Origin of the sequence: Lawsonella sp., from assembly GCF_011525565.1 — a bacterium.
Lineage (GTDB): Bacteria > Actinomycetota > Actinomycetes > Mycobacteriales > Mycobacteriaceae > Lawsonella > Lawsonella clevelandensis_A.
In genome coordinates this window covers 1-22,996 of sequence record NZ_WVRS01000010.1, presented here as the reverse complement: position 1 = coordinate 22,996, position 22,996 = coordinate 1, and the positions used below count along the sequence as shown (strand labels likewise).

Here is a 22,996-nt window from a genome sequence, read left to right as displayed (position 1 = left end):
GCTTTGGCAGTATTGCCGCCAGTGTCGTTTTTTCATCACAGTCTGTGACTACATAGTTTATGGCTAGATAGTGTGCAGCGTAGATGTCAGCATTATTCTCATGACCACCTTTGTAGAGGTTATTTACCATGGCTACCTCCACCACTTTTGTCTCTTCCGCATCCACCATCACCCCACCCGCCACACCCGCACCGGCAAACCAACCCAGCTGGAATAAACAGAAAAACTCCTCCATGCCAGCATTCCGCTACCGCCCCTACGCAGACGAAGTGGAAGCCGTCACCTTGCCGGACCGCACCTGGCCCAACACCGTCATCGACCACGCCCCCCTGTGGTGTGCCGTCGATCTGCGAGACGGTAACCAAGCCCTGGTGGACCCCATGAGCCCCGCCCGCAAACGCCGCATGTTCGACCTCTTAGTACGCATGGGCTACAAGGAAATTGAGGTAGGGTTCCCCTCCGCCTCCCAAACCGACTACACCTTCCTGCGCGAAATTATCGAAGACGACGCCATCCCCGACGACGTCACCATCCAAGTCCTGGTACAGTGCCGCGAGGACCTCATACGCCGCACTTTTGACGCCTGCGCCGGCGCCCCCAACGTCATCGTCCACTTCTACAACTCCACCAGTATCCTGCAGCGCCGCGTCGTCTTCCGGAAAGATAAGTCCGCCATTAAAAAACTCGCCACCGACGCCGCCGCACTGGTCAGCAGTATCGCCAAGGACTACCCCGACACTAACTGGCGCTGGGAATACAGCCCCGAATCCTTCACCGGCACCGAACTGGCCTTCGCCAAAGACGTCTGCGATGCCGTCACCGAAACCGTCGGCGCCACACCCGATAATCCCATCATTATCAACCTGCCAGCCACCGTCGAAATGACCACCCCCAACGTGTACGCCGACCAAATAGAATGGATGAGCCGCAACCTCGCCCACCGGGACGCCACCATCCTCTCCCTGCACCCCCACAATGACCGCGGCACCGGCATCGCCGCCGCCGAACTCGGTTTCATGGCCGGCGCCGACCGCATTGAAGGCTGCCTCTTCGGCAACGGCGAACGCACCGGCAACGTCGACCTGGTCACTTTGGGCCTCAATATGCTGACTCGCGGTGTGGACCCGCAAATCACCTTCAGCGACATCAACGAAATCCGGGAAACCGTCGAATACTGCAACCAGATGCCCGTCACCCCCCGCCAACCCTACGGCGGCGACCTGGTCTTTACCGCCTTCTCCGGCTCCCACCAAGATGCCATCAACAAAGGCTTCGACGACCTCAACGAGGTGGCCGCACGGACTGACAAGAATGTTGACGACGTCACCTGGGAAGTCCCCTACCTGCCCATCGACCCCAAGGATATTGGCCGCACCTACGAGGCCGTTATTCGTGTGAACTCGCAGTCCGGCAAGGGCGACATTGCCTACATTATGAAAACCGACCACGGTATTCGCCTGCCGCGTCGTATGCAGATCGAATTTTCCAAGACGGTACAGCACGTCACCGACTCCAAGGGTGGCGAAATGAACTCCAAACAGCTGTGGGATCTGTTCTCCTCGGAATACCTGGACCGGGCAGAACCACTGCAGCGCATAGACCACTCACTGGCCACTGCCGATAATGGTGATGACGCCATAACCGCCACCGTTCTCTGGCACGGCAAAGAATGCGAAATCTCCGGCACCGGCAACGGCCCGCTGGCAGCATTTGTGGATGCCCTCCACGAACTGGATATTGACGTCAGCATTATTGACTACCAGGAGCACGCCATCACCGCCGGTTTTGACGCCGATGCCGCCGCCTACGTGGAATGCGAAGTAAACGGTATTCCCGTCCACGGTGCCGGCATTGCCTCCTCCATTAACGTGGCGTCACTGTGTGCTGTTGTCAGCGCCGTCAACCGTGCCCTGACGGAACTGGACGAGTAGCCCACTGTCCGCAATTAACATACGCAAACTTCTAAGGACTCTATGACAAAAACTCTTCCCTCTGTAGCCGCTGCCGCACTCCTTACCCTGGGAATTACCCTGGGAACCACCGTAAGCGTGACGGCAGGTCTGGCGCCCACTGCGTCCGCTATTGACACCACCACTATCGCCCCCAACCTGCCCTACGTTACAAAAGTAATATCCGGTAGAGCCCTCTGCACCGGCACCCTCATCTCCCCCTCATGGGTTCTGACGGCAGCTCACTGCGTGGGCAATGGGGACAAGGTAAAAGGCACTGTTGGCTTCGGCAATAAAGCCACCAACACGGTTGGGTTTACGGGTGCCTACCATTACGGCAGCTGGGACGTAGCCCTCCTGCATCTCAACACAATGCAGGTGGGTCGCCCCTTCGCGCTGCTGTCCCCGCTTCCGGCTAAAGAAAACACTTTCGGCCACACCTACGGTTGGGGAATGGGACGCTACCCTCTCCGGGCGGGGAAGGCGAAGGTCGTGGGGCACTATGAGGCGCGCTACGGGAAGATGTTTGTTACCTACAGCGAGTGGGGTAAGCAGGAGCCTGGCGATTCAGGCGGTCCGTTCCTGCAGGGGCCCGTCCTGGTAGGTGTGCTCTCCTCAGTAAGTGGCGCTACGGCAAAGTCTATTAAAGCCAACTATGTAGAGGTATCTCACCTCTGGCCGTGGATCGCTAAGACTTTTATTACCAAAGCGTTCTAGTGATAGCTACACACTCAGGTAGCTATCGCTACACCCCGATACCCATTTTCACTATGACGACAACAAGGACTTGCGCCACAATAATCTTCGCGATCATCGCCATGGGGAAAACTGTTGAGTAGCCCGTGTTCGGCAGCTCATTATTTGTTTGGTCATTGGCGTAGCCGAGGGTGGCAGGTTGCGTGAAGAGCCCCGCAGCCACTCCCATTGCTGTACCGTAGGGCAGCTTAAAGCCCTTGTAGACAATGATGAGAGTGAGTGACGTCAACACGAACGTCAATACTGCACCTACCGCAATTATCGTCAACGAACTGGGATTCTTGATTGCCTTCAAGAAGTCGCCGCCGGCGTTAGCGCCAATTCCGGCCAGGAAGAAGGTAATGCCTAACTGCCGGATGGTGAGGTTAGAGGAGTAGGGAATACGCCACACAATGGGGCCAGTCCGTCCCAACGCCCCCAGAATGAGGCCAACGATAAGGGGGCCGCCGGCGGAACCTAGCTCCAGGACACCACCGCCGGGAATAGGGAAGGGAATTTTCCCGACGAGAAGCCCCAGCGCAATGCCCACCGAGAAGGTAAGAATGTCGATCTCCGAGAGGCTCTTGTAAGAGTCGCCAACAATGCGGGCAGCTCGTCCCAGGTTTTCTTTATTGGTGACGACGCGAACACGATCCCCCAGTTCAAGGCGGGAATCATCGGTGGCAACCATATCTTTGTCACCACGCCGAATACGGGTGATGAGGATACCGTACTTGCTTTGCAGTCCCAGGTCGCCCAGCCTTACACCAACGACGCTGGGATTAGAGACGAACATGCGGCGTAGCCCGGACGTAACGTCATAGTAGGCAAGATCAATGGCGGATTCTTCTCCCAAATATTCTGTCGCCGCATCGAGTGCTTCTTGTGTGCCGGTAACGCACACGATCATGCCTGCACTGATTGTGTCGTAGATGGACGCTATCTGCATTTTGCTGGCATCAACAGTGATGTTCTCAGCATCTGCCTGGCCCAGGACGAGCTGGCCGTCAACGTCGTAAGCGTCCGGGGGGAGCATACGGGACACAATAACATGCTGGCCAATAGCCTTATTGAGGTCCACGATACGGATATCTCCCGCACGCGTAATAAGAATATTGCGGGTGAAAATGGGAACCGCAGCCACCCCGGCACGTATCGCCTCTTCCTCATGATTAACATGGAAAATCTTTTGGAAGAGCGCAAGCGCCGCAATAGATGCCAGCACACCCATGGGATAGGCCAAGGCGTAGCCAACTGTGGGGATACTCTGGGCAGCATCTAGACTTCCCTGCGCCTTCACAGCCGCCGAGTCTGACAAGATGGGAAGAGCATTGGAGACAGCGGCAAGTGCTGGCGTATTCGTCAACGCACCAGTGAACATACCCGCGGAAATAATGGGTTCCATCTTGAACAATGCCACGATGCCAACGGTGACGGCGGCGCTCACTAAAACCAGGCCGACGGTCAGGAGATTAAGTCCCAAGCCCTCTGTTCGGAGAGCCCGGAAGAAGGACGAGCCGGACGCTAGACCAATGGTGTAGACGAAAAAGCGTCAACCCCATCACCCACACAATATGTAGCTGTTGAATGGGGTGCCCGTAGTGGGTGAAGAGCGCCGAAATGATGAGGCCGACGAAAAGAACTGCGGCGACGCCGAGGGAAAAAGACCCAATACGAATACGACCGACGAAGAAGCCCAATGCCATGATGAGCATGAGCACAAGTAAGGGTTGTTCCGCGAGCCAACCGATAACAGCGGACATGTCCCACTCCTAGAAAACTCTGAGGCTATAATCAGGGTCCCAACCAGGGGAAAAGGAATAATCCTTGTGCTCGTCATACTACCGATCTGGGAGGAAAACGCACGCCAGGTTTCTATAAAGTGGCCACAAGACGAGCTGCCCCATAAGCCACGCCATAGCGAGAATTCTTCCCCTCCCCATCTGGCCTTTAGAATAAGTGCATGACAGATGCCTCTCTTGGTTTCCGAGGAACACTCGCACGCTGGGCGTGTTTTGGCGCACGCTGGGCCTCGCGTACCCTCGGCCGCGGAAACGGCGGCATGATCGGCGGCCTTGTAGCACTCAAAGTCGATCCCAACATTATGGCTAAACTTGCTGGCCAACGCATGTCCATGATCGTGACGGGAACAAACGGAAAATCTACCACCACCCGCATGGCTGCAAATGCCCTCCGCACCGCCTACACCGTGGCCACCAATGATGGCGGCGACAATATGGATGCCGGCATTGTCAGTGCCCTCAACCAGGATCTGGACGCGGACGCCATCTGCCTGGAAGTGGACGAAATGCACGTCCCCCACGTGATGGACGCCCTCTCCCCTACTGTCCTCGTCCTCCTCAACCTCTCCCGCGATCAATTGGATCGCGTGGGCGAAATTAACACCATCGAACGGCGCCTCCGCGAGGCCGTCGCCGCCCACCCGGACACTATTGTGGTGGCAAACTGCGACGACATGATGGTGACGTCTGCCGCCTACGACGCCAAGAACGTCATCTGGGTAAGTACCGGCGGCGGGTGGGCCAATGATGCCACCACCAGCCCCCGCAATAATGCGGCCATTATGCACAGTGATGGTGACTGGTGGGCAGTTGAACCACTAGCCGATGGCCGCGAATTCCGCCGCCCCACTCCCGACTGGTGGGTGGATGACACTACTCTGCACGGCCCCGATGGGCTGAACCTTCCCCTGCATTTGCGTGTACCGGGGCGGGCTAACCGCGGTAATGCAGCCCAGGCCGTGGCCGCCGCCGTGGCCATGCAGATTAATCCCACGGCCGCTGTGGAGGCCGCCGAGTCTGTGAATGATGTGGCGGGACGCTACACCACTATCACCCTGGATAATCGCGAAATTCATCTGCTGCTGGCCAAAAATCCGGCTGGCTGGCAGGAGGCCCTCAACATGGTGGATCGCACTGCCGATTCCTTGGTTATTGCCGTCAATGGGCAGGAAGCTGACGGTTTTGACCTCAGCTGGCTGTGGGATGTGCGTTTCGAAAACTTCTCCGACACAAACGTTTTCTGTGCCGGGGAACGCGGCACTGATCTATCCGTACGGCTCACTTATGCAGGGGTGGAACACCAGCTTGTCCACGACCCGCTGCAGGCCATTCGGCAGTGTCCCCCGGGCCGGGTGGAAGTGTTGGCCAATTACACAGCTTTCCGTGATCTCTTCCGCGATCTTCGCCGTCTTACTGGTGCTGGCGCCGGAACTGCCGATGATCCCACCTTCCGCCCTCATAAGGAGCGCCCGCATAAGGAGGATATGCAGTGAGTTCCCTCCACAATCTCCACAACCCCACGCCGGGGAAAGACTCTGTTATCCATATTGGTGCTCTTCTGCCCGACATTATGAGTACCTATGGTGATGACGGTAATGCGCTGGTGCTGCGGGAACGGTTGCGCCGCCGCGGCTACCAGGCGGAGATTATTCGTATTACCCTGCAAGACGATGTTCCCTCCAGCTGCGACATTTATACGATGGGTGGTGGCGAGGACGTTGCCCAGATTCTGGCCTCTAAGCATCTGCGCACGCATCGTGGTTTGTTTACCGCGGTGGAAGCAGGGCGCCCACTGCTGGCTATTTGCGCTGGTCTACAAATGTTGGGTGAGTGGTTCCAGGTGGCTGATGGCTCCCATGCGGAGGGTGTTGGTTTGCTGGACGTAACAACTGTTCCGCAGGCTACCCGCTCTATTGGTGAACTGGTGGGAACGCCACTTACCGAAGGGCTAGCTGAGCCGTTTCTCACAGAGCCTCTTATGGGTTTTGAAAACCACATGGGTGCAACAGTATTAGGGCCGGATGCGCGTCCCTTATCCCGTGTGAAATATGGGGTAGGTAATAGTATTCCTGCCGGCAGCAGTATTCCCGCTACGGGCCTGGTGGATGGTGCGGTGCAGGGCAGTATTATTGCCACCTATATGCATGGCCCGTGCCTTGCCCGTAACCCCCAATTAGCGGATTACCTTATTGCGCAGGTGTTAGGCGTGCCGGCAGCGGAACTAGCCCCCCTCGATATTCCGGCTATTCCATTGTTACGGAAGGAACGCTTGGCGGCGGCTAAACACCCACCCAAGCGCACTGCGTAAGCACCACATAGAACCCTATAAGTGCTTCACACACTGGCGCCCACATATAGAAAAAGAGCAGAGAAGCGGGGGAAGACCACCGAAGTGGCTCTTCCCCCGCTTCCGCTACTCCCTGATACCGTCATGCTTTCGCATGCCGGAGTGTGTGATCCCAATAAAGGGAACTTATGTCAGTGGTGCTGCAACCAGTAGTGCTGGTTAGTCACCGTAGGAACGGAGGAAAGGCAGTGCGACGAGGCACGGAACTTCCTTTACCTGCTGGCCAGCAAGGGCATTGATGGTGAGTGCCCAAATGCGGTGGTTGTATGGCACGGTGAGGTGGTCGGAGCGATCCTTATTGCAGCCATCCTGCAGGGTGATATTGGTGACGGTGGCACCCGGCACAGCCTTCTGGAAGTTGGGGTTGTGCTTGGACATCATGACGAACTCGTCATACTTGGAGGAAATGTTGGTGTAGTTAATACCAGCAACAGTATCCGGGGTGGTCAGCTTGGTGGAGATTTCGGAGCCGGTCATCATCTGGGCGGCAGCAACAGAGAGTCCGTTGAGGATATTACCGATAACGGCAGGCTGGCCATCATCCTTGAAGATGGCTTTCTTATCCTGCAGGGAGAGGGGGTTAATGCCAACGTTAATGCCGGCCATGGTCACAATCTTGTTGATGTGGGCAGAGCCGTAGGTGTGGGCAATGAGGTTGGAGATGGTGCCACCCTCGGAGTAACCAACCAGGTCAACCTTATCCGTGTGGGTGCTCTTCAGCACTTCGTTGATGAATGCGGCGGAGTAGGTTGCGGCAGCTTCAATGTCAGACAGACCACCGAAGTCAAGGCCCACAATGCGCATGGCCTTGGACATAAGGCCATCGGGGTCCTTGGGGAGGTTCATGGCGTAGACGCAGTAGCCCTGTTCCTTGAGCACTGGGCCAAGACCGGCCCATGCACTATTAGCGGTCATGGACATGCCGTGAACAAGAACAACGGGGTTTGGCTTATCTGCACTGGGCTTGCAGTTCCAGTCATTCACACCTTGGGGAGCAACTGGCTTGGTGCCATTCTTCATAATGGCGTCGGTAATGCTGGTAGCAGACTTGCCGGTTCCCTCCGTGGTGGAGCGGACGGTGCTGGAATCCAGTTCCGGAAGTGGTTGGTAGCAGGGGGCTGCGGAAGCAACAGCAGCAGTGCTGGAAATGATGGCTACAGAGGCTACCAGGGTAGCAAGAGTTTTACTGGTCTGGAACACGCCAGATCCTTTCTTCGTTAATTCCCATTTACGCCAAGGGCGCAGGGAGAGATAGGCGAAATAACGGTAAACAGAGAGAGTCTGCTATGCCTTATTGTTAAGTTTTTGGAAACACTCCGCAATGGAATAATCTTTAAGTTTCCAAAGAAACTGAGAATAGTTGCCATTTTTACTTAGTTTCTACAAAAAGGAGAGACGCTTGTCACTCTTCTTCTTTCTTAAAAAGAGGCTACCTCCAGCAGTTTTACTGTTACTGGAGGTAGCCTCTTACGTCATATTCAGTTTGGTAGTCGTTAACCATAAGACAGCGTTTTAGCGCCGCCCAATGGCAACAATTATGGGGCTGTTACATAGCCTTAAGTTCTTCCACAATGGCATCGACAGAGTCTTTTGCATCACCGAAGAGCATGGAGGTCTGCGGCTGGTAGAACAGCGGATTATCAATGCCAGCGTAGCCAGAGCTCATGGAACGCTTGGAGACGATGACGGAGTGGGCTTCTGCCACATTCAGAACGGGCATGCCATAGATGGGTGAGCCTGGATCGTCCTTCGCCGCCGGGTTAGTGACGTCGTTAGCACCAATCACCAGTGCCACGTCGCAACGGTTGAACTCGCCGTTAATCTCGTCCATTTCCTTCATGGCGTCGTAGTCGATACCGGCTTCAGCCAGAAGAACGTTCATGTGGCCAGGCATACGGCCAGCCACTGGGTGGATAGCGTACTTCACGGGCACGCCACGCTCGGCAAGCAGGGCAGCCATTTCCTTCACAGCGTGCTGCGCCTGGGCAACAGCCATACCGTAACCGGGAACAATAATGACTTCGTTGGCGTATGCCATCTGAATGGCAACGTCTGCAGCAGTGGTGGACTTCACCGGGCCATGTTCTGCAGCAGCACCGGAGGCAGCACTGCTACCTCCACCGAAGCCACCCGCCACAATGTTGGCGACGGAGCGGTTCATAGCTTTCGCCATGAGGTTCGTGAGGATGGTACCGGATGCACCGACGATCATACCGGCGACGATCATGGCGGTGTTGTTAATAGCCAGGCCGGCAGCGGCGGCGGAAAGACCCGTCATGGCGTTCAGCAAGGAGATAACGACCGGCATGTCGGCGCCACCAATGGGGAGCACCAGCATGAGGCCGAGCAGAGCGGACACAATGATAAGGCCAAGCATCCACCAGATATTGCCGAACTCACCGGTGTTGCAGCCAATAACGATAGCGAAAGCGACGGCGGCAATGAACAGGATAGCGTTTACAGCCTGCTGGGCTTTACCGAGGCCAATGGGGCGGCCGGGGAGAATACCCTGCAGTTTGGAGAAGGCAATAATGGATCCCCAGAAGGACACCGAACCGATGATGGCGGCAAGAATGGAGCCAATAACAACGGTGGTGGTGAGGACGGTGGAGGAACCAGCAACGTTTGCTTCCTCAGCGATGAGGTTGCCTTTGAAGCCGCGGTATTCCATGGCTTCGCATAGTGCAATGAGTCCCACGGTGCCGCCACCAAGACCGTTGAAGATAGCCACGAGCTGCGGCATTTCGGTCATCTTGGTTTTACGGGCAACGGGAACAGCAATAGCGGTACCTACAATGAGGCCAACAACAATCAGAATCCAGTTCAGGGTGTAGCTGGCGTCGGTGTCGGCTTCTTTGTCGGCGAGTTTCAAAATGGTGCCAATGAAGGCAATAACCATACCGATGGCAGCAATCTTGTTACCACGGACGGCGGTGGAGGGGCCGGTCAGTCCGGACAGGCCGTAGATGAAGAGGACGAAGGCAATAATGTAGAGCACATTAGCTGTGATGGTCATTAGTCTTGTGCCTCCTCAATGGGTTTGCGCTCTTTGGGTTTGAACATTTCGAGCATGCGGTCGGTAACGACAAAGCCGCCCACAACGTTCAACGTGCCGAAGACAACAGCGACGAACAGGATAATGGCAAGAAGGACATTAATGGCGGTGTTGTCAGAGCTGAGATCGACAGAACCGAGTACCCACATGGCACCCAGGACGACAATGCCGTGAATGGCGTTCGTGCCGGACATGAGGGGGGTGTGGAGAGAATTGGGGACCTTGGAGATCACCGAGAAGCCGACAAAGCCGGCCAGGACGATGAGGGCTATAAGGAGTAGCAGGTCGTTGGCAGACATGGGCTAGGCCTCCTTGTCACGGGTGACGCAGGCGCTGGCCAGAATCTCGTCCTCGAAGTCGGGAGCGAGAGCACCCTCATCGTTGAGCATGAGTTCCAGGAGAGCCTGAATGTTTTTAGCGTAGAGCTCCGAGGAGTGTTCCGGCATGGTGGCGGGAAGATTCAACGGGGAGCAGATGGTAACACTGTTCTTCACAACGGTCTTACCAGGTTCAGTGAGTTCACAGTTGCCGCCAGTTTCACCAGCGAGGTCAACAATGACGGAACCGGGCTTCATGCGGGAAGCAGCATCGGCAGTAACGAGAATGGGGGCACGGCGACCAGGAACAAGTGCAGTAGTAATAACTGCGTCGGCATCACCAATGGCAGCGGCGAGACGCTCCTGCTGGAGAGCCTTTTCTTCCTCCGTAAGTTCACGGGCGTAGCCACCTTCACCAGCGGCTTCAATACCCAGGTCGAGCCACTTAGCGCCCACGGACTTAACCTGCTCGGCAACCTCGGGGCGCACATCGTAGCCAATGGTGCGGGCGCCCAGGCGGCGGGCGGTAGCAAGAGCCTGCAGGCCGGAGACACCAACACCGAGCACCATAACGGTGGCGGGTTTTACAGTGCCGGCGGCGGTGGTGAGCATGGGGAAGAAACGAGTGAGGTTGTCAGCGGCAACTAGCACGGCTTTGTAGCCGGCCACGTTGTTCTGAGAACTCAATGCATCCATCACCTGGGCGCGGGAGATACGCGGAATAGCCTCCATGGCGTAGGCTTCCACACCCTTGGCTTTCAGTTCCCCAATCTGGTTTTCCTGGGAACGTGGATTGAGGAAACCAATAAGCCGTGTACCTGCGGAGAGCTTAGCGATCTCGTCGGTGCTGGGTTCTGCAACCTTGACAACAACGTCACAGTCCCAGGGATTTCCAATAACTGCGCCGGCAGATTCGAATGCACTGTCTGGAAGTAGTGCAGCTTCACCTGCGCCGGATTCGACAATAACGTCTAGTCCTTTTCCAATAAGTTGTGTGATGACCTTCGGGACAAGCGCTACACGACGCTCGCCCGGCGCGGTCTCACGGACCACACCGATGCGTGGCCGTTGTGCCGATACCATTCAATCCTCGTTTCCTGTTGTTATGAAGTAGCTAAGGGTTTGTGACAACTATACGAAATTTTGTCGTGATTGTGGATAAAAAGTTTCTTATTATTAGGAAAATCTTACCGAACGACGTGAATCTTCTGGGCTGCCGATTGTGATTTCTGCAAAGCATCCTCCACATCGACACCTGTTGCCACCACAACCCCCATGCGACGTCCCACATGCGCTTCCGGCTTACCAAAGAGGCGCACATCAGTACCCGGAATAGCTAAAGCATCGGCAACCCCGGTAAAGCCCAGGCCCTCGCCCTCACACGGCGACTTCACTACACTACTGGCCGCCGGGAAAAGCAGCGTCGTATCCACGGGGAGCCCCAATACGGCTCGGGCATGCAGTTCAAACTCGCTAAAACGCTGCGACGCCATGGTGACGAGTCCCGTATCATGCGGGCGGGGTGATACTTCTGAGAAGAGAACATCGTCCCCCTTGACGAAAAGCTCTACCCCAAAAATGCCGCGGCCACCGAGTGCGGACGTCACCTTGTCCGCAATTTTACGAGCGTTTGCCAATGCCGCATCCGTCATAGGCTGGGGCTGCCACGATGCCACATAGTCCCCATTGTCCTGGTGGTGACCAATGGGAGCGCAGAAATAGGTGCTCGTCTCGCCCGTTTGGGGATCCCGTCCCCGCACGGTAAGCAGGGTAATTTCGTAGTCGAAGTCAACAAACCCCTCTACAATGACGCGCCCCTGGTCCACGCGGGAATCGTCGCGGGCGTGGTCCCATGCAGCATCAATATCATCAGCGTGGCGTACCACCGTTTGCCCATGCCCCGACGACGACATAATAGGCTTCACAACGCACGGCATACCCACATTCTGGATAGCCTCTTTCATCTCTTCCCGCGACGATGCGAACTGGTAGGGGGATGTTGGAAGCCCTAATTCTTCCGCGGCGAGCCGGCGGATACCCTCGCGGTTCATTGTGAGCTGCACTGCCCGTGGAGTGGGGATAACCGTGGACGTACCCTCCTCCTGGATAAGCGCGAGCACGTCCGTGGCAAGAGCTTCAATTTCGGGAATAACATAGTCCGGCCGTTCCTCTCGAATAAGAGGGAGGAGTTCGTCCGGGTTAGCCATATTAATGGTGTAGCTGCGATGTGCTACCTGCTGGGCCGGGGCACCGTAGTAGCGGTCCACGGCAATCACTTCAACGCCGAGCCGCTGGAAGGCAATAGTGACTTCCTTACCGAGCTCACCCGATCCCAGTAGCATAACCCGTGTCGCACCTGGAGTTTGGGCAGTACCAATGCGGGGCAAGACGGGTGGTGTGGTCATGGGAGGCTCCTTCTCAGCGTGGTGTTAGCTCTCATGATAGAGCACGATTACCACACAAACAGCACCATAAGGCGTCTACTACCAGAGTTATTCATTCTCGTGACGAGCAACCCAGGCAGAATCGGGAACCGCCTTGGGGAAAAACCCGGGAGTTTCCACAAATACGGGAGTCTCAATACCGGCCTTGCGCTGCCTATCATAGTCACGCAAGCACCGCACACCGTACTTCATAAGAAGCGCTACCGCCACCATATTAATAATGGTCATCAGCGCCAGGGAAAGATCCGCCAGGGACCATGCCAGCGGCAACGCCGCTATAGACCCCAACCCCGTCGCCGCAATCATCACAACATGCAGTATGGTGCTGCCGTGTTTCGTCCACCCCAAATAATTCACGTTAATCTCGGCGAACACGGAATAGCCCAGGGTACTGGAGTAGGCGAAGAGGAAGATAACAATGGACATAAACCACACTGTCCAGCCGGTACCGTAGTCCAGATGGTGTGTCAGTGCAGTCTGTGCCAGGATCCCGTCCTCCAATTCCTGCCCGGGTGTATAAACACTGGGACCAGCCAGCAGGATCATGAAACCCGTCATGGAGCAGACGATGATGGTGTCCACGAAAGTACCAAGGGACTGAATAAGCCCCTGTACCACCGGGTGCGGCACGTCAGCGGTGGCGGCCCCATTGGGCATGGACCCCTGTCCCGCCTCGTTGGAGAAAAGACCACGCTTAGCACCGTTGAACATGGTGGCCCAGAGTCCCCCGCCCACACCGGCTAGGCCTGCTCGTAGACCAAAAGCACCCGCGAAAATATCGGAGAACACACGCGGCAGGTCGGTGATATTCATAAGGATGGTAATAAGCGACACCAGCAGATAAATAATGGCCATAATGGGCACAAGGTGCTCTGTTACCTTCGCAACCCGGCGCAACCCACCCAACATGATGGGGATACTGATAGCCACGAGAACGAGGGCCGTCACCCACACGGGTATGCCGGCGGTGGATTTGAACTGCTGGGCAATAGTATTCGACTGCACCATGGGGAAGATAAGCCCATAGGAAAAGACGAGGAGAGCCGCAAATATAACACCCCACGTGCGGGAGCCCAGACCGCGCTCAATGTAGTAGGCGGGGCCACCGTGGGAGAGTCCGTCCTTCCCCTTCACTTTGAAGATTTGGGCAAGGGTGCTTTCCATGAAGCTGGTCGCCATGCCCAGGAGCGCCACTATCCACATCCAGAAGAGAGCGCCGGGACCGCCCACGATAAGTGCCAGGGAAACACCGGCGATATTACCGGTGCCCACGCGTGAAGCGAGACCCACTGTGAATGCTTGAAAGCTGGAGAGGGAGGTGCCCTTTTGCTTCCGTGAATCGAGCATGAGGTGCCACATGTGCCCGAAGAGGCGGAACTGTACACCTCGAGTGGCAACGGTAAAGACAATGCCGAGGCCAACGAGCACAAAAATGAGGATATGGGAGGATATAAATCCTTCTATTTGGGTGACCAGGTCTGTGAGCACTAGAACGACACTACCATTATTCGCGTTATCTCCCATTAAACTATTGCCCATGAAGAATGCCACCGAACTACTGGGCAGCATTAACAACATATATGGGTATGTGTTAATGGCGTTATTGGCTATTGCTGGTCTTTACTTTTCCATCCGGACTGTTGTGGTACAAATACGCCACCTGCCGGAGATGATGCGTACCCTCGTGGAGCAGCCGGAAAAGCAAGAGGGCGGAAAGAAGGGCATTAGCGCATTCCGCGCATTCACAGTATCGGCGGCAAGCCGCGTTGGTACCGGCAATATTGTGGGTGTGGCTGTGGCTATTGCCTTGGGTGGTCCAGGCGCTCTCTTCTGGATGTGGCTTTTCGCCATTGTGGGTGGGGCGACGGCTTTTGTCGAGTCCACGTTGGGGCAGCTTTATAAGGTGAAAGATAAAGCGACAGGAGCATTTCGAGGTGGTCCCGCCTACTATATTGAAAAAGGTTTAGAGAAACGGTGGCTGGCTATCCTCTTCGTTATCGCCATTACGTTTACCTATGGTTTTGTCTTTAATATGGTGCAGGCCAACTCTATTACCGAAACAACATCGCAAGCGTTGAAGCCCCTCATCCACAATTCAGACAATATGAAGTGGGTTAATCTTGCTCTTGCCCTTGTTATCTCAGCGTTAACAGCGGCAGTTATTTTTGGTGGAATTTGGCGAATCAGTGCCGTCTCACAAGTGCTAGTTCCCATTATGGCGGTGGTGTACATCGTCCTCGGGCTTTACGTATGCATTGTCAACGGGGCCAAAATTCCCGGCGCCATCTCCCTCATTTTCCAGTGCGCTTTCGGGGCAAAACAGGTAGCCGGAGCCGGTATTGGTGCAGCCATGATGATTGGTATTCGCCGTGGTCTCTTCTCCAACGAGGCCGGTATGGGGTCTGTTCCTAATGCTTCCGCCACGGCGGCAGTGTCACACCCGGTAAAACAGGGCTTTGTACAAACCCTGGGTGTCTACTTCGATACCCTTATTATTTGCTCGGTGACGGCCTTCATCATTCTGCTTAATAACCCCGACTATGGGGTGGATGATGGCGCCGTAGCTACTCAACATGCGCTTGCCCACCAGCTAGGAAGTTGGGCTAATCCGGTTTTGGCTGTGGTGTTGTTCTTCCTGGCGTACAGTTCCATTATTGGTAATTACTACTACGGGGAGTGCAATATCCAATTCCTCACAGAATCGAAGAAGGCCCTTATGTGGTTCCGTATTCTGGTGGTGCTGTGTGTGTTTGGGGGATCCTTGGCCGCATTGGACTTTGTGTGGGCCTTGGCGGATATCTCCATGAGTATTATGGCCACTATTAACCTGGTGGCAGTTATTCCGCTTGGTGGGCTAGCTATTGAGCTTCTCCGCGACTACAACAGTCAAAAGGACAGTGGCCACAACCCTGTGTTTCATAAGGATTCCCTCCCTCAGGCCCGCAATGTCGAGTGCTGGGATTAACACCAGTGCTGGATAGCAGAACGCCCGCCGGAAGATCCTTTGCGGATCCTCCCGTGCGGGCGTTCTCCTGTTTATTGAGTTTTCTTTAGTGAGCTTTTAGTGGGCTCTCTCTTAATGGACTCTAGCTAAGCCCTATCGAGCTACCCTGTATTAGCCCTCGATTTCGGCCACGAGGTCGTTAATGACGACATTCTCGTCACGGCCGGGGCCAACACCAATGTAGGAGATGCGGGTACCACAGAGTTCTTCCAGACGCTTCATGTACTTCTGGGCATTCTCGGGCAGATCATCGAACGTGCGCGCGGTGGTGATGTCTTCAGTCCAGCCAGGCAGCATTTCGTAGATGGGCTTCGCGTGGTGGAAATCGCTTTGGCTTTCCGGCATGTGGTCAAAACGCTTGCCGTCTGCTTCGTAGGCAACGCAGACGGGGATTTCTTTCAGACCGGTGAGGACGTCGAGCTTCGTCACGAACATGTCGGTGAAACCGTTAATGCGGGACGCGTACTCGGCAACAACACCATCGAACCAGCCACAGCGGCGGGGACGCTTGGTAACAACACCGTACTCGTGGCCGGTTTCGCGGAGGAACTCACCGGATTCGTCGAAGAGCTCGGTGGGGAATGGGCCAGCGCCAACGCGGGTGGTGTAAGCCTTAATAATTCCGACGGCATGGGTGATGCGGGTGGGGCCAATACCGGAGCCCACGCAGGCACCACCTGCGGACGGGTTGGAGGAGGTAACGAAGGGGTATGTGCCGTGGTCCACGTCCAGCATGGTGGCCTGGCCGCCTTCCATAAGGACGGATTTACCCTCGTCAAGAGCCTTATTCAGGAGGAGGCTGGTGTCGCATACCATGGGGGCCAGGCGGTCGCGGTACTGCAGGAAGTAGTTCACAATTTCGTCCACGTCGAATGCGGGGCGGTTGTAGACTTTCACCAGCATTTCGTTCTTAGCACGCAGGGTGCCTTCCACTTTTTGACGGAGGATGGATTCGTCAAAAATGTCTTGGACGCGGATACCAATGCGGTTAACTTTGTCGGCGTAGCAGGGGCCAATACCGCGGCCAGTGGTGCCAATGGCGCGCTTACCGAGGAAGCGTTCGGTGGTTTTATCGATGGTTTGGTGGTAGGGCCCTACGAGGTGGGCATTAGAGCTGATGCGGAGACGTGAGCAGTCAGCACCGCGGGATTCCAGGCCATCGATTTCCTGGAAGAGAGCCTCAAGGTTGACGACCACACCATTACCAATGACGGGAGTGACATTGGGGGTGAGGATACCGGCGGGGAGCAGTTTCAGCTCATACTTTTCGCCGCTGACCACGACAGTGTGGCCGGCGTTGTTGCCGCCATTGGGTTTGCAGACGAAGTCGACGTGACCGCCGAGAATGTCGGTGGCCTTACCTTTGCCTTCATCGCCCCACTGGGCTCCGTTGATGACGATCGCTGCCATATTCTCGTTCTTTCTTTGACCGAGCCGGCAGGGGTGGGAACATCACGTAACCTATGCTGTCGGTCTTTCCGGACAGTGGTGGCACAGGAGCAATGTGGGCACAAAATGAAAAACCCGGGCCTACCCTGCAGACCCGTTACCTAATTCTACCTCGTTACGAGAGAAGAGTGAAAACTTTTTACGCCGGTTACGCTGGGTGGTGACCAGTATCACCCACTGCAGGAACAGCCTGCACAGCTTCCTCCCGCGTCATACCGCACACCTGCAAAAGGTCAATAAGAGTGGAACGAATCTGGGCTTGCATAACCAGCCCATGCATTCCAGACGGATCATCGGGTTCCAGCTGAAAACCGGTGCGGACGGCCACCGACATCAGTGCCTGCGTGGCCTCATGTTCTGTGGTTCGCCACTTAGCGTGTTCGGCAAGCATGGACTGCACTACCCCGGTTGCGTCACTCAACTGCGAAATAGCATCCAGGAGACGCTCATCAAGCTGGACATTATCGTCGAGGATAACAACTGCTCGCCGCGCCAGTACGCGCGTATTACGCACCGTATTGTCCAGTGGCTCAATAAACTTTTCCCACTTTTCAAGATCTTTGCGGGCGTACCACAGCAGTGGGGATATACGGACCACTTCAGCACCGTTGTAGAGGGTATCGCGAATATCATTCAACGCTGGCTGGGTGGCGCGAATATGGACAAGAGCATTCGTCACCAGCTCTGTATTGTGCGTACGGAGGCCAATGGCAACGTCACCCAACACGTCGCGTTCGGTTTGCACAACTGCGGCAAGACGACGGCGAATATCGCGGATGGGGTTAGCGGGGATCAACGCCATCACAATAATGCCGATGAGGGTACCAATTATGGCGTGCCATACGCGTTGCAAACCACCCGGCCCATGCGGCGGAATAAGGGTAGCAATGAGGATAGCGGAGGAGGCTGCCTGTACAGAGACCAGCATGCCGGACCCCAGGAAGAGAGCCATCACCATCGCCAGAAAAACAACGAAGCCAATCTGCCACACACCGGAACCAATGCGGGCAATAATCAGTTCACCAATAAGAACGCCGGCAATAGTGCCGGCACCAATTTCGACGGATCGTTTAATGCGACGGCCGGGCACTGGGGCTAGGGCAATGATGGCGGAGACCGGCGCGAAGAAGGGTTTTGTGTCGGGGAAGATAAGGGTGGCTACCCACCATGCTACAGATGCTGCGACGGCAGCCTGGGTGATGGGGATAAGGCTGCGGTAGACGCGGTGGCATCGGCGTTTAAGACTGTCCTGAAAAATGTGCGCCCGAGTTTTCACCCAGTTACGCATGTGCTGCTGCATCCTCATTGCGGGAGAAGTCGAGTAGTTCGGAGCAGACAAGTTCCTTTATTGCGGCGGCGTCGAGCCCTTCATGGTCTTGCTCCGACTGGAATGCTGTAACAAGGCGTTTACGCACGTCCGTATCGTTCTCATCACTGGTTCCGGCAAGAATTTGGGTAGCGGCATCTTCCGGGTTGATGGATTGGGGCAGGTCGCTGTTCCGGGAGTCTATAGCGCCTTTAATGGCGGTAATAATGGCGGGGAGGAGCGAAAGGAGGATGACGAAGAGGAAGATCAGCTCAATATTTTCTTGGACGAATGTGAAGTTACCGAGTGCGGCACCCAGGAGGGTAACACCGGTGCCCCACAGGAGTCCGCCGAGAATATCGAAGGAGAGGAACACGCGGTAGCGGAAGCCCGACATACCCGCCACCACCGGGGCATACGTTCGTACGATGGGGACGAAGCGGCAGATGATGACGGTAACGGCACCGTGTTTTTCGAAGAATCGGTGTGCTTGTACCAGGTGTTCTTTTTTAAAGACGGCATTGTCTTTGTGGGTGCGGAGCGCTTCCCCGCTTTTCCTGCCGATCCAGTAGGCGCATTGATCGCCGAGTACCGCTACTAGCGAGGCGGAGAGGCAGACAAGCCAGATGGGGGCGAAACCGTTGGGTTGGATGGAGAGGAATCCGGCGGTGAAGAGGAGGGAGTCGCCGGGGAGGAGGGGGAAGAGGAGTCCGGTTTCAATGAAGATAATGAGCAGCATGCCAGGCAGCACGAATGCACCGAAGGGGCCATTGTTCCCTAGCAGGTAGGTAGGGTCTAGCCACTGGGGTCCAAGTGCGAGGGTAGTGGATACCGTCGCATGTGTTGCTGCCAGCGATGCGGGAATAATCACCTGGTTAGTATAGGCGAGAAATGGTTATTTGTGCTTTTCGCAGATTATTGCGGAACAGTACTACAGAACAGTGCTGATGAACCTGGGCTCACCATTAAATTTTCTATGGTAAACCTAAATTCTCCCTGTCACTGCAGAATGTATCGGTTCAGACGGGTCCATTTTCCACATTTGTTTCTGGCTATAAAGGTGCATAATGGTAGGTGAATACGGAAACACCGACAGCCCCTATCTCTGCGAAGGAAACCTTATGGCTATTGCAACCCCCGAGTCTTATGCCGAGATGTTAAAGAAGGCCAAGGAAGGTGGCTACGCTTTCCCCGCCATCAACTGCACCTCTACTGAGACAATCAACGCTGTTCTCAAAGGCCTTGCCGACGCCGAATCCGACGGCATTGTTCAGTTCAGTACAGGCGGCTCAAAGTTCGGCTCTGGCCTCCACGTCCAGAGCATGGAAGCTGGTGCCGTAGCCCTAGCCGAGTACACCACCCGCATGGCGAAGTACTACGGAGTTACCGTTGCTCTACACACCGATCACTGCCCCAAGAACGCTCTTGACGGTTTCGTTCGTCCCCTCCTGGCAGTATCCGCTGAGCGCGTAAAGCGTGGCGAAGATCCCCTCTTCCAATCCCACATGTGGGACGGCTCCGCTATCCCCATGCCCGAAAACATGAAAATTGCTAAGGAACTCTACGCCCAGACCACCGCTAACCACCAGCTTCTCGAAATCGAGATTGGTGTTGTGGGCGGCGAAGAAGACGGTGTGAAGGCTCAGCACGGCGCCAAGCTCTACACCGACGAGCACGACTTCGCCACCGTCATCGATTCTCTTGGTGACGGCTCCACTGCTCCCTATCTCCTTGCCGCTACCTTCGGTAACGTTCACGGTGTCTATAAGCCGGGCAACGTTGTCTTGAAGCCCGAGGTTCTTAACATGGGCCAGGAGGTTGCCGCCAAGAAGCTAGGACTTCCCGAGGGCGAAAAGTTCTTCAACTTTGTTTTCCACGGCGGCTCCGGCTCCGAGAAGGAAAAGATTCAAGAAGCCCTGGGCTACGGCGTCGTCAAGATGAATGTCGATACCGATACTCAGTACGCTTTCACCCGCCCCGTAGTGGATCACATGTTCACCAACTACTCGGGCGTGCTGAAGATTGAGGGCGAGGTTGGAGACAAGTCCGTCTACGACCCCCGCTCCTACCTGAAGAAGGCTGAAGCTGCCATGGCAGAGCGCGTTGTTGAGGCCTGCCAGGATCTTCACTCTGTTGGCAAGAGCATCTGCAAGTAGTCTTCTACTCTGCAAGTAGTCTTACTACTAGTTGGTGCCCCGTCCGAATGTTCGGACGGGGCACCACTGCTATTTAGCTATTTAGTATCAGCCACCAGCGCCAGTTATTGGTTACCAGCTATTGGCGAGCCGCCGGGGAATAGTTCCCTAGATAATGACCGGAACAAGACAATTCCGCAATTGTTTCACACCGTGAAGCGATAGTACTGTGCGGAGGAACATACGGGTTGTTGACACACCCGGAGTCATCATGTGGCCAGTAAACGGTATCTTTTCATAAACCGCATTAGCACCAGCATTACAGTAGCGCTGCCAAAGAACTTCATCTTGTTCAGCCTGATAGAGAATTCCATCAAACTTACCGTGAACTAACAAAATGGGGGACGTTGGGATAGTGGGGTTGTAGAAGGATGAGGAATCTTTAGCAATTCTCAAAGCGGTCTTAAACGTCTTTGAACGGAAGAATCCATCCTTCACCAAATATTTGAAAATACCTCCCCCACCTGCGGCAAGAGTGAAAGGCATACATAAATTGCGGTTAGCCTTAATGAGCTTTTTACCGTAGGGGGTTAGCCACTGTTCCATATGGGGAAGAAGATCCCCATACTCACGCATCATGCCAATGAGAAAACTCACCAAGAATCCGCCCCACGCACTAGGAACGTTTGATACTTGTCCGTACAACCCCATACTGTGGGCTAGTTTAATGAAGTCCGGTGCGCCTTCATTAACAATGTATTGCTCAATGTAGGGCGCTAATTCTGGTGCATAATTGGGCTGCTCTACCGCAGTGTACCCAGTTTGTAGACCACCATGGGAGATACCCATGGAGACGAAGTGGGACTGCTGCAGAGGGAAATCATGCTGCTGATGCACCATCCGCATAGAGTCCAACATGACGTGCGCGGACAAACGGTTAATAGCGTAGGAGTTACGCGGTCCTTCCGCGTCTGTGAAAAGAACTGGGTATCCCAATGCAAGCGCAGCACTCATCAACTCAATGGGGCTATTGATAATACCCCACGAATTAGGCTGATTAAGCTGGGTAGTGACCTTACATTTTGTGCCGGAGGAGTTAATGTACTCATTCCACTGCACAATGCCGGCATTACGCTTCACAATAGGTGGAACCACCAGTGTGGCGGTGGCCGTCATGGGATATCCGCGGGAATCGTAGGACACAAATGCATACTGCATGGAGTGCGAGCCGGGGAAGTACACCTGCGACCATAACGATTTACGTTTACGGATAATCTGGCCTTGCTTATAGCCCTTGTCCACATAGTGCCAGGCGTCGTCTTCCATGAAGGGATCATCTTTAAAATCCGATTTCACCCATTCTGGAACAGCGGGATGGGGTCCCCTCCGCAACTTAATTTTTCCCGGTACCGGAGGTAGCTGCTTCGCTATATGCTGCGATTCCGCAACCGTCATCATAAGCTGGGGATCACCCAGATCAATTGGCTTTTCAGCAGCATCGAAACCGTGTGCCGACGCCACTCCCGCGCTTCCTCCCACCGCCATAACAGCGGTAAGGCAAAGGGACAGAGCCACTTTACTGAAACGTCTCCGCGGATGAGACATATATAAACCTTCCTTCGTGCCAGTCCTTCACACCAGCACAGGCATTAAAGAATAACTGGGTTACTACAGTTCGGAGTTTGGTGATTCCCCTCAAGTGACTTGACGGACTGTATCACCATACGTGGGAAGGACACAGCTGGAGTAATGAAATGCCCAGTCCCAGGAACCTGCTCGTAAACCACATTGGAACCAGCCTTACAGTAACGCTGCCACAAGGCTTTATCTTGATCAGCCTGGAAAAGAATTTCATCTAGCGTGCCATGGATCAGCAGCGTTGGTACTTTCGGTGTACCCGGGTAGTAGAACGAAGAAGAGTACTTCGCAATCTGCAACATGTTCTTAAATGTTTGCGAAGCGAAGAAGCCTTCTTTCACAATATTTTTAATAGGAACACCGGGGCCCACTGCGAACGTCAACGGCGTACATATACTACGGTTTCCCTTCACAACAGCTTTCCCATACGGAGTAAACCACTGGTACAGGTGCGGTAAGAGATCGGGGTACTCACGCGCAGCTCCGACAACGAAGCTCATCAAGAAACTACCGTAAACGCTTGGCGCATTCTGTAGCTCCCCATAAAGACCAAAGCTATGGGCCAACTTAATAAGATCTGGCGCACCCTCATTGACAACAAATTGATTGACGTAAGCCGTGAGATCGGGAGCATAATACGGCTGCTCGGCAGCTGTGTAGCCCGTCATCATTCCGCCATGAGACGCACCTAGCGAAACAAAATGCGACTTTGCCAGCGGGAAATCATGCTGTTCATGCACCATACGCATGGAATCCAGAATGACGTGGGACGCTACCCGGTTAATGGCGTAAATATTATTGGCACCATCACCATC

General features: G+C 55.1%; 19 protein-coding genes. 6 read left to right on the top strand and 13 right to left on the bottom strand.

The annotated features are described in order from the left end of the window. The first annotated feature begins 128 nt into the window (after positions 1–128). Positions 129–1,931 (top strand): 2-isopropylmalate synthase, encoded by a 1,803-nt coding sequence (leuA, locus tag QZV76_RS05330; protein ID WP_290598836.1) that lies wholly within the window; start codon positions 129–131, stop codon positions 1,929–1,931. Between the two features lie 42 nt (positions 1,932–1,973). Then, positions 1,974–2,666, top strand: coding sequence for a trypsin-like serine protease (locus QZV76_RS05325; protein ID WP_290598835.1), 693 nt, complete (start codon positions 1,974–1,976; stop codon positions 2,664–2,666). A 28-nt stretch (positions 2,667–2,694) separates the two neighbouring features. Here the strand turns inward: QZV76_RS05325 and QZV76_RS05320 are convergent, their stop codons facing one another. Both QZV76_RS05320 and QZV76_RS05315 read right to left on the bottom strand, forming a co-directional pair. Next, positions 2,695–4,218, bottom strand: a complete 1,524-nt coding sequence (locus QZV76_RS05320) for a TrkA C-terminal domain-containing protein (RefSeq protein ID WP_290598878.1) — start codon at positions 4,216–4,218, stop codon at positions 2,695–2,697. Continuing rightward, positions 4,157–4,447 (bottom strand): hypothetical protein, encoded by a 291-nt coding sequence (locus QZV76_RS05315; protein WP_290598834.1) that lies wholly within the window; start codon positions 4,445–4,447, stop codon positions 4,157–4,159. Before QZV76_RS05315 ends, QZV76_RS05320 begins: the two co-directional genes overlap by 62 nt. 200 nt (positions 4,448–4,647) lie before the next feature. On the opposite strand from QZV76_RS05315, the gene QZV76_RS05310 reads away from it, so the two are divergent. Both QZV76_RS05310 and QZV76_RS05305 read left to right on the top strand, forming a co-directional pair. Beyond that, positions 4,648–5,979 (top strand): MurT ligase domain-containing protein, encoded by a 1,332-nt coding sequence (locus QZV76_RS05310; RefSeq protein WP_290598833.1) that lies wholly within the window; start codon positions 4,648–4,650, stop codon positions 5,977–5,979. Next, complete coding sequence (locus QZV76_RS05305; RefSeq protein WP_290598832.1) at positions 5,976–6,794, top strand: glutamine amidotransferase; 819 nt, start codon at positions 5,976–5,978, stop codon at positions 6,792–6,794. Before QZV76_RS05310 ends, QZV76_RS05305 begins: the two co-directional genes overlap by 4 nt. A gap of 198 nt (positions 6,795–6,992) precedes the next feature. On the opposite strand, the gene QZV76_RS05300 is transcribed toward QZV76_RS05305, so the two are convergent. The 6 genes from QZV76_RS05300 to QZV76_RS05275 all read right to left on the bottom strand — a co-directional run bounded on the left by QZV76_RS05300 (position 6,993) and on the right by QZV76_RS05275 (position 14,200). Further along, complete coding sequence (locus QZV76_RS05300) at positions 6,993–8,033, bottom strand: alpha/beta fold hydrolase (RefSeq protein WP_290598831.1); 1,041 nt, start codon at positions 8,031–8,033, stop codon at positions 6,993–6,995. Positions 8,034–8,379: 346 nt separating this feature from the next. Continuing rightward, positions 8,380–9,849: an NAD(P)(+) transhydrogenase (Re/Si-specific) subunit beta gene (locus QZV76_RS05295; RefSeq protein WP_290598830.1), complete on the bottom strand. Its 1,470-nt coding sequence runs from the start codon at positions 9,847–9,849 to the stop codon at positions 8,380–8,382. Next, positions 9,849–10,187 carry an NAD(P) transhydrogenase subunit alpha gene (locus QZV76_RS05290; protein ID WP_290598829.1) on the bottom strand — a complete coding sequence of 113 codons (339 nt, stop codon included), beginning with the start codon at positions 10,185–10,187 and terminating at the stop codon, positions 9,849–9,851. The genes QZV76_RS05295 and QZV76_RS05290 overlap by 1 nt, the downstream gene beginning before the upstream one ends. Before the next feature lie 3 nt (positions 10,188–10,190). After that, on the bottom strand, positions 10,191–11,288 hold the full coding sequence (locus tag QZV76_RS05285) for a Re/Si-specific NAD(P)(+) transhydrogenase subunit alpha (protein WP_290598828.1): 1,098 nt from the start codon (positions 11,286–11,288) through the stop codon (positions 10,191–10,193). Positions 11,289–11,392: 104 nt separating this feature from the next. After that, positions 11,393–12,610 (bottom strand): formate-dependent phosphoribosylglycinamide formyltransferase, encoded by a 1,218-nt coding sequence (gene purT / locus QZV76_RS05280; protein ID WP_290598826.1) that lies wholly within the window; start codon positions 12,608–12,610, stop codon positions 11,393–11,395. 87 nt (positions 12,611–12,697) lie between these two features. Further along, positions 12,698–14,200 carry an alanine/glycine:cation symporter family protein gene (locus QZV76_RS05275; protein ID WP_290598824.1) on the bottom strand — a complete coding sequence of 501 codons (1,503 nt, stop codon included), beginning with the start codon at positions 14,198–14,200 and terminating at the stop codon, positions 12,698–12,700. Between QZV76_RS05275 and QZV76_RS05270 the strand changes: the two genes are divergently transcribed. Further along, complete coding sequence (locus tag QZV76_RS05270) at positions 14,187–15,614, top strand: alanine/glycine:cation symporter family protein (protein ID WP_290598822.1); 1,428 nt, start codon at positions 14,187–14,189, stop codon at positions 15,612–15,614. The genes QZV76_RS05275 and QZV76_RS05270 overlap by 14 nt on opposite strands. Before the next feature lie 150 nt (positions 15,615–15,764). Here QZV76_RS05270 and QZV76_RS05265 read toward each other — a convergent pair whose 3' ends face one another. From QZV76_RS05265 to QZV76_RS05255, 3 genes are all read right to left on the bottom strand, one after another. Further along, the gene (locus tag QZV76_RS05265) at positions 15,765–17,063 is read right to left on the bottom strand and encodes an adenylosuccinate synthase (RefSeq protein WP_290598821.1); all 1,299 of its coding nucleotides are present in this window, start codon (positions 17,061–17,063) and stop codon (positions 15,765–15,767) included. A 187-nt stretch (positions 17,064–17,250) separates the two neighbouring features. After that, positions 17,251–18,390 (bottom strand): FUSC family protein, encoded by a 1,140-nt coding sequence (locus QZV76_RS05260; protein WP_290598820.1) that lies wholly within the window; start codon positions 18,388–18,390, stop codon positions 17,251–17,253. Further along, positions 18,383–19,279: a DedA family protein gene (locus QZV76_RS05255; RefSeq protein WP_290598819.1), complete on the bottom strand. Its 897-nt coding sequence runs from the start codon at positions 19,277–19,279 to the stop codon at positions 18,383–18,385. Before QZV76_RS05255 ends, QZV76_RS05260 begins: the two co-directional genes overlap by 8 nt. Before the next feature lie 250 nt (positions 19,280–19,529). Here QZV76_RS05255 and fbaA point away from each other — a divergent pair, with 250 nt between their 5' ends. Further along, entirely contained in the window at positions 19,530–20,564 is a 1,035-nt protein-coding gene (gene fbaA, locus QZV76_RS05250; protein ID WP_290598818.1) for a class II fructose-bisphosphate aldolase, read from the top strand. Positions 20,565–20,711: 147 nt separating this feature from the next. Here fbaA and QZV76_RS05245 read toward each other — a convergent pair whose 3' ends face one another. Both QZV76_RS05245 and QZV76_RS05240 read right to left on the bottom strand, forming a co-directional pair. Beyond that, on the bottom strand, positions 20,712–22,148 hold the full coding sequence (locus QZV76_RS05245) for a lipase family protein (RefSeq protein WP_290598817.1): 1,437 nt from the start codon (positions 22,146–22,148) through the stop codon (positions 20,712–20,714). Between the two features lie 44 nt (positions 22,149–22,192). Further along, positions 22,193–22,996, bottom strand: an 804-nt coding sequence (locus QZV76_RS05240) for a lipase family protein (RefSeq protein WP_290598816.1), incomplete at its 5' end; no start/stop codon positions are given.

Bases quoted from the DNA above. Each gene is read 5' to 3' on its own strand.
- leuA (WP_290598836.1), top strand. From the start codon at position 129: ATGGCTACCTCCACCACTTTTGTCTCTTCCGCATCCACCATCACCCCA.
- QZV76_RS05325 (WP_290598835.1), top strand. From the start codon at position 1,974: ATGACAAAAACTCTTCCCTCTGTAGCCGCTGCCGCACTCCTTACCCTG.
- QZV76_RS05315 (WP_290598834.1), bottom strand. From the start codon at position 4,447: ATGTCCGCTGTTATCGGTTGGCTCGCGGAACAACCCTTACTTGTGCTC.
- QZV76_RS05310 (WP_290598833.1), top strand. From the start codon at position 4,648: ATGACAGATGCCTCTCTTGGTTTCCGAGGAACACTCGCACGCTGGGCG.
- QZV76_RS05295 (WP_290598830.1), bottom strand. From the start codon at position 9,849: ATGACCATCACAGCTAATGTGCTCTACATTATTGCCTTCGTCCTCTTC.
- QZV76_RS05290 (WP_290598829.1), bottom strand. From the start codon at position 10,187: ATGTCTGCCAACGACCTGCTACTCCTTATAGCCCTCATCGTCCTGGCC.
- QZV76_RS05285 (WP_290598828.1), bottom strand. From the start codon at position 11,288: ATGGTATCGGCACAACGGCCACGCATCGGTGTGGTCCGTGAGACCGCG.
- purT (WP_290598826.1), bottom strand. From the start codon at position 12,610: ATGACCACACCACCCGTCTTGCCCCGCATTGGTACTGCCCAAACTCCA.
- QZV76_RS05270 (WP_290598822.1), top strand. From the start codon at position 14,187: ATGAAGAATGCCACCGAACTACTGGGCAGCATTAACAACATATATGGG.
- QZV76_RS05265 (WP_290598821.1), bottom strand. From the start codon at position 17,063: ATGGCAGCGATCGTCATCAACGGAGCCCAGTGGGGCGATGAAGGCAAA.
- QZV76_RS05260 (WP_290598820.1), bottom strand. From the start codon at position 18,390: ATGCGTAACTGGGTGAAAACTCGGGCGCACATTTTTCAGGACAGTCTT.
- fbaA (WP_290598818.1), top strand. From the start codon at position 19,530: ATGGCTATTGCAACCCCCGAGTCTTATGCCGAGATGTTAAAGAAGGCC.
- QZV76_RS05245 (WP_290598817.1), bottom strand. From the start codon at position 22,148: ATGTCTCATCCGCGGAGACGTTTCAGTAAAGTGGCTCTGTCCCTTTGC.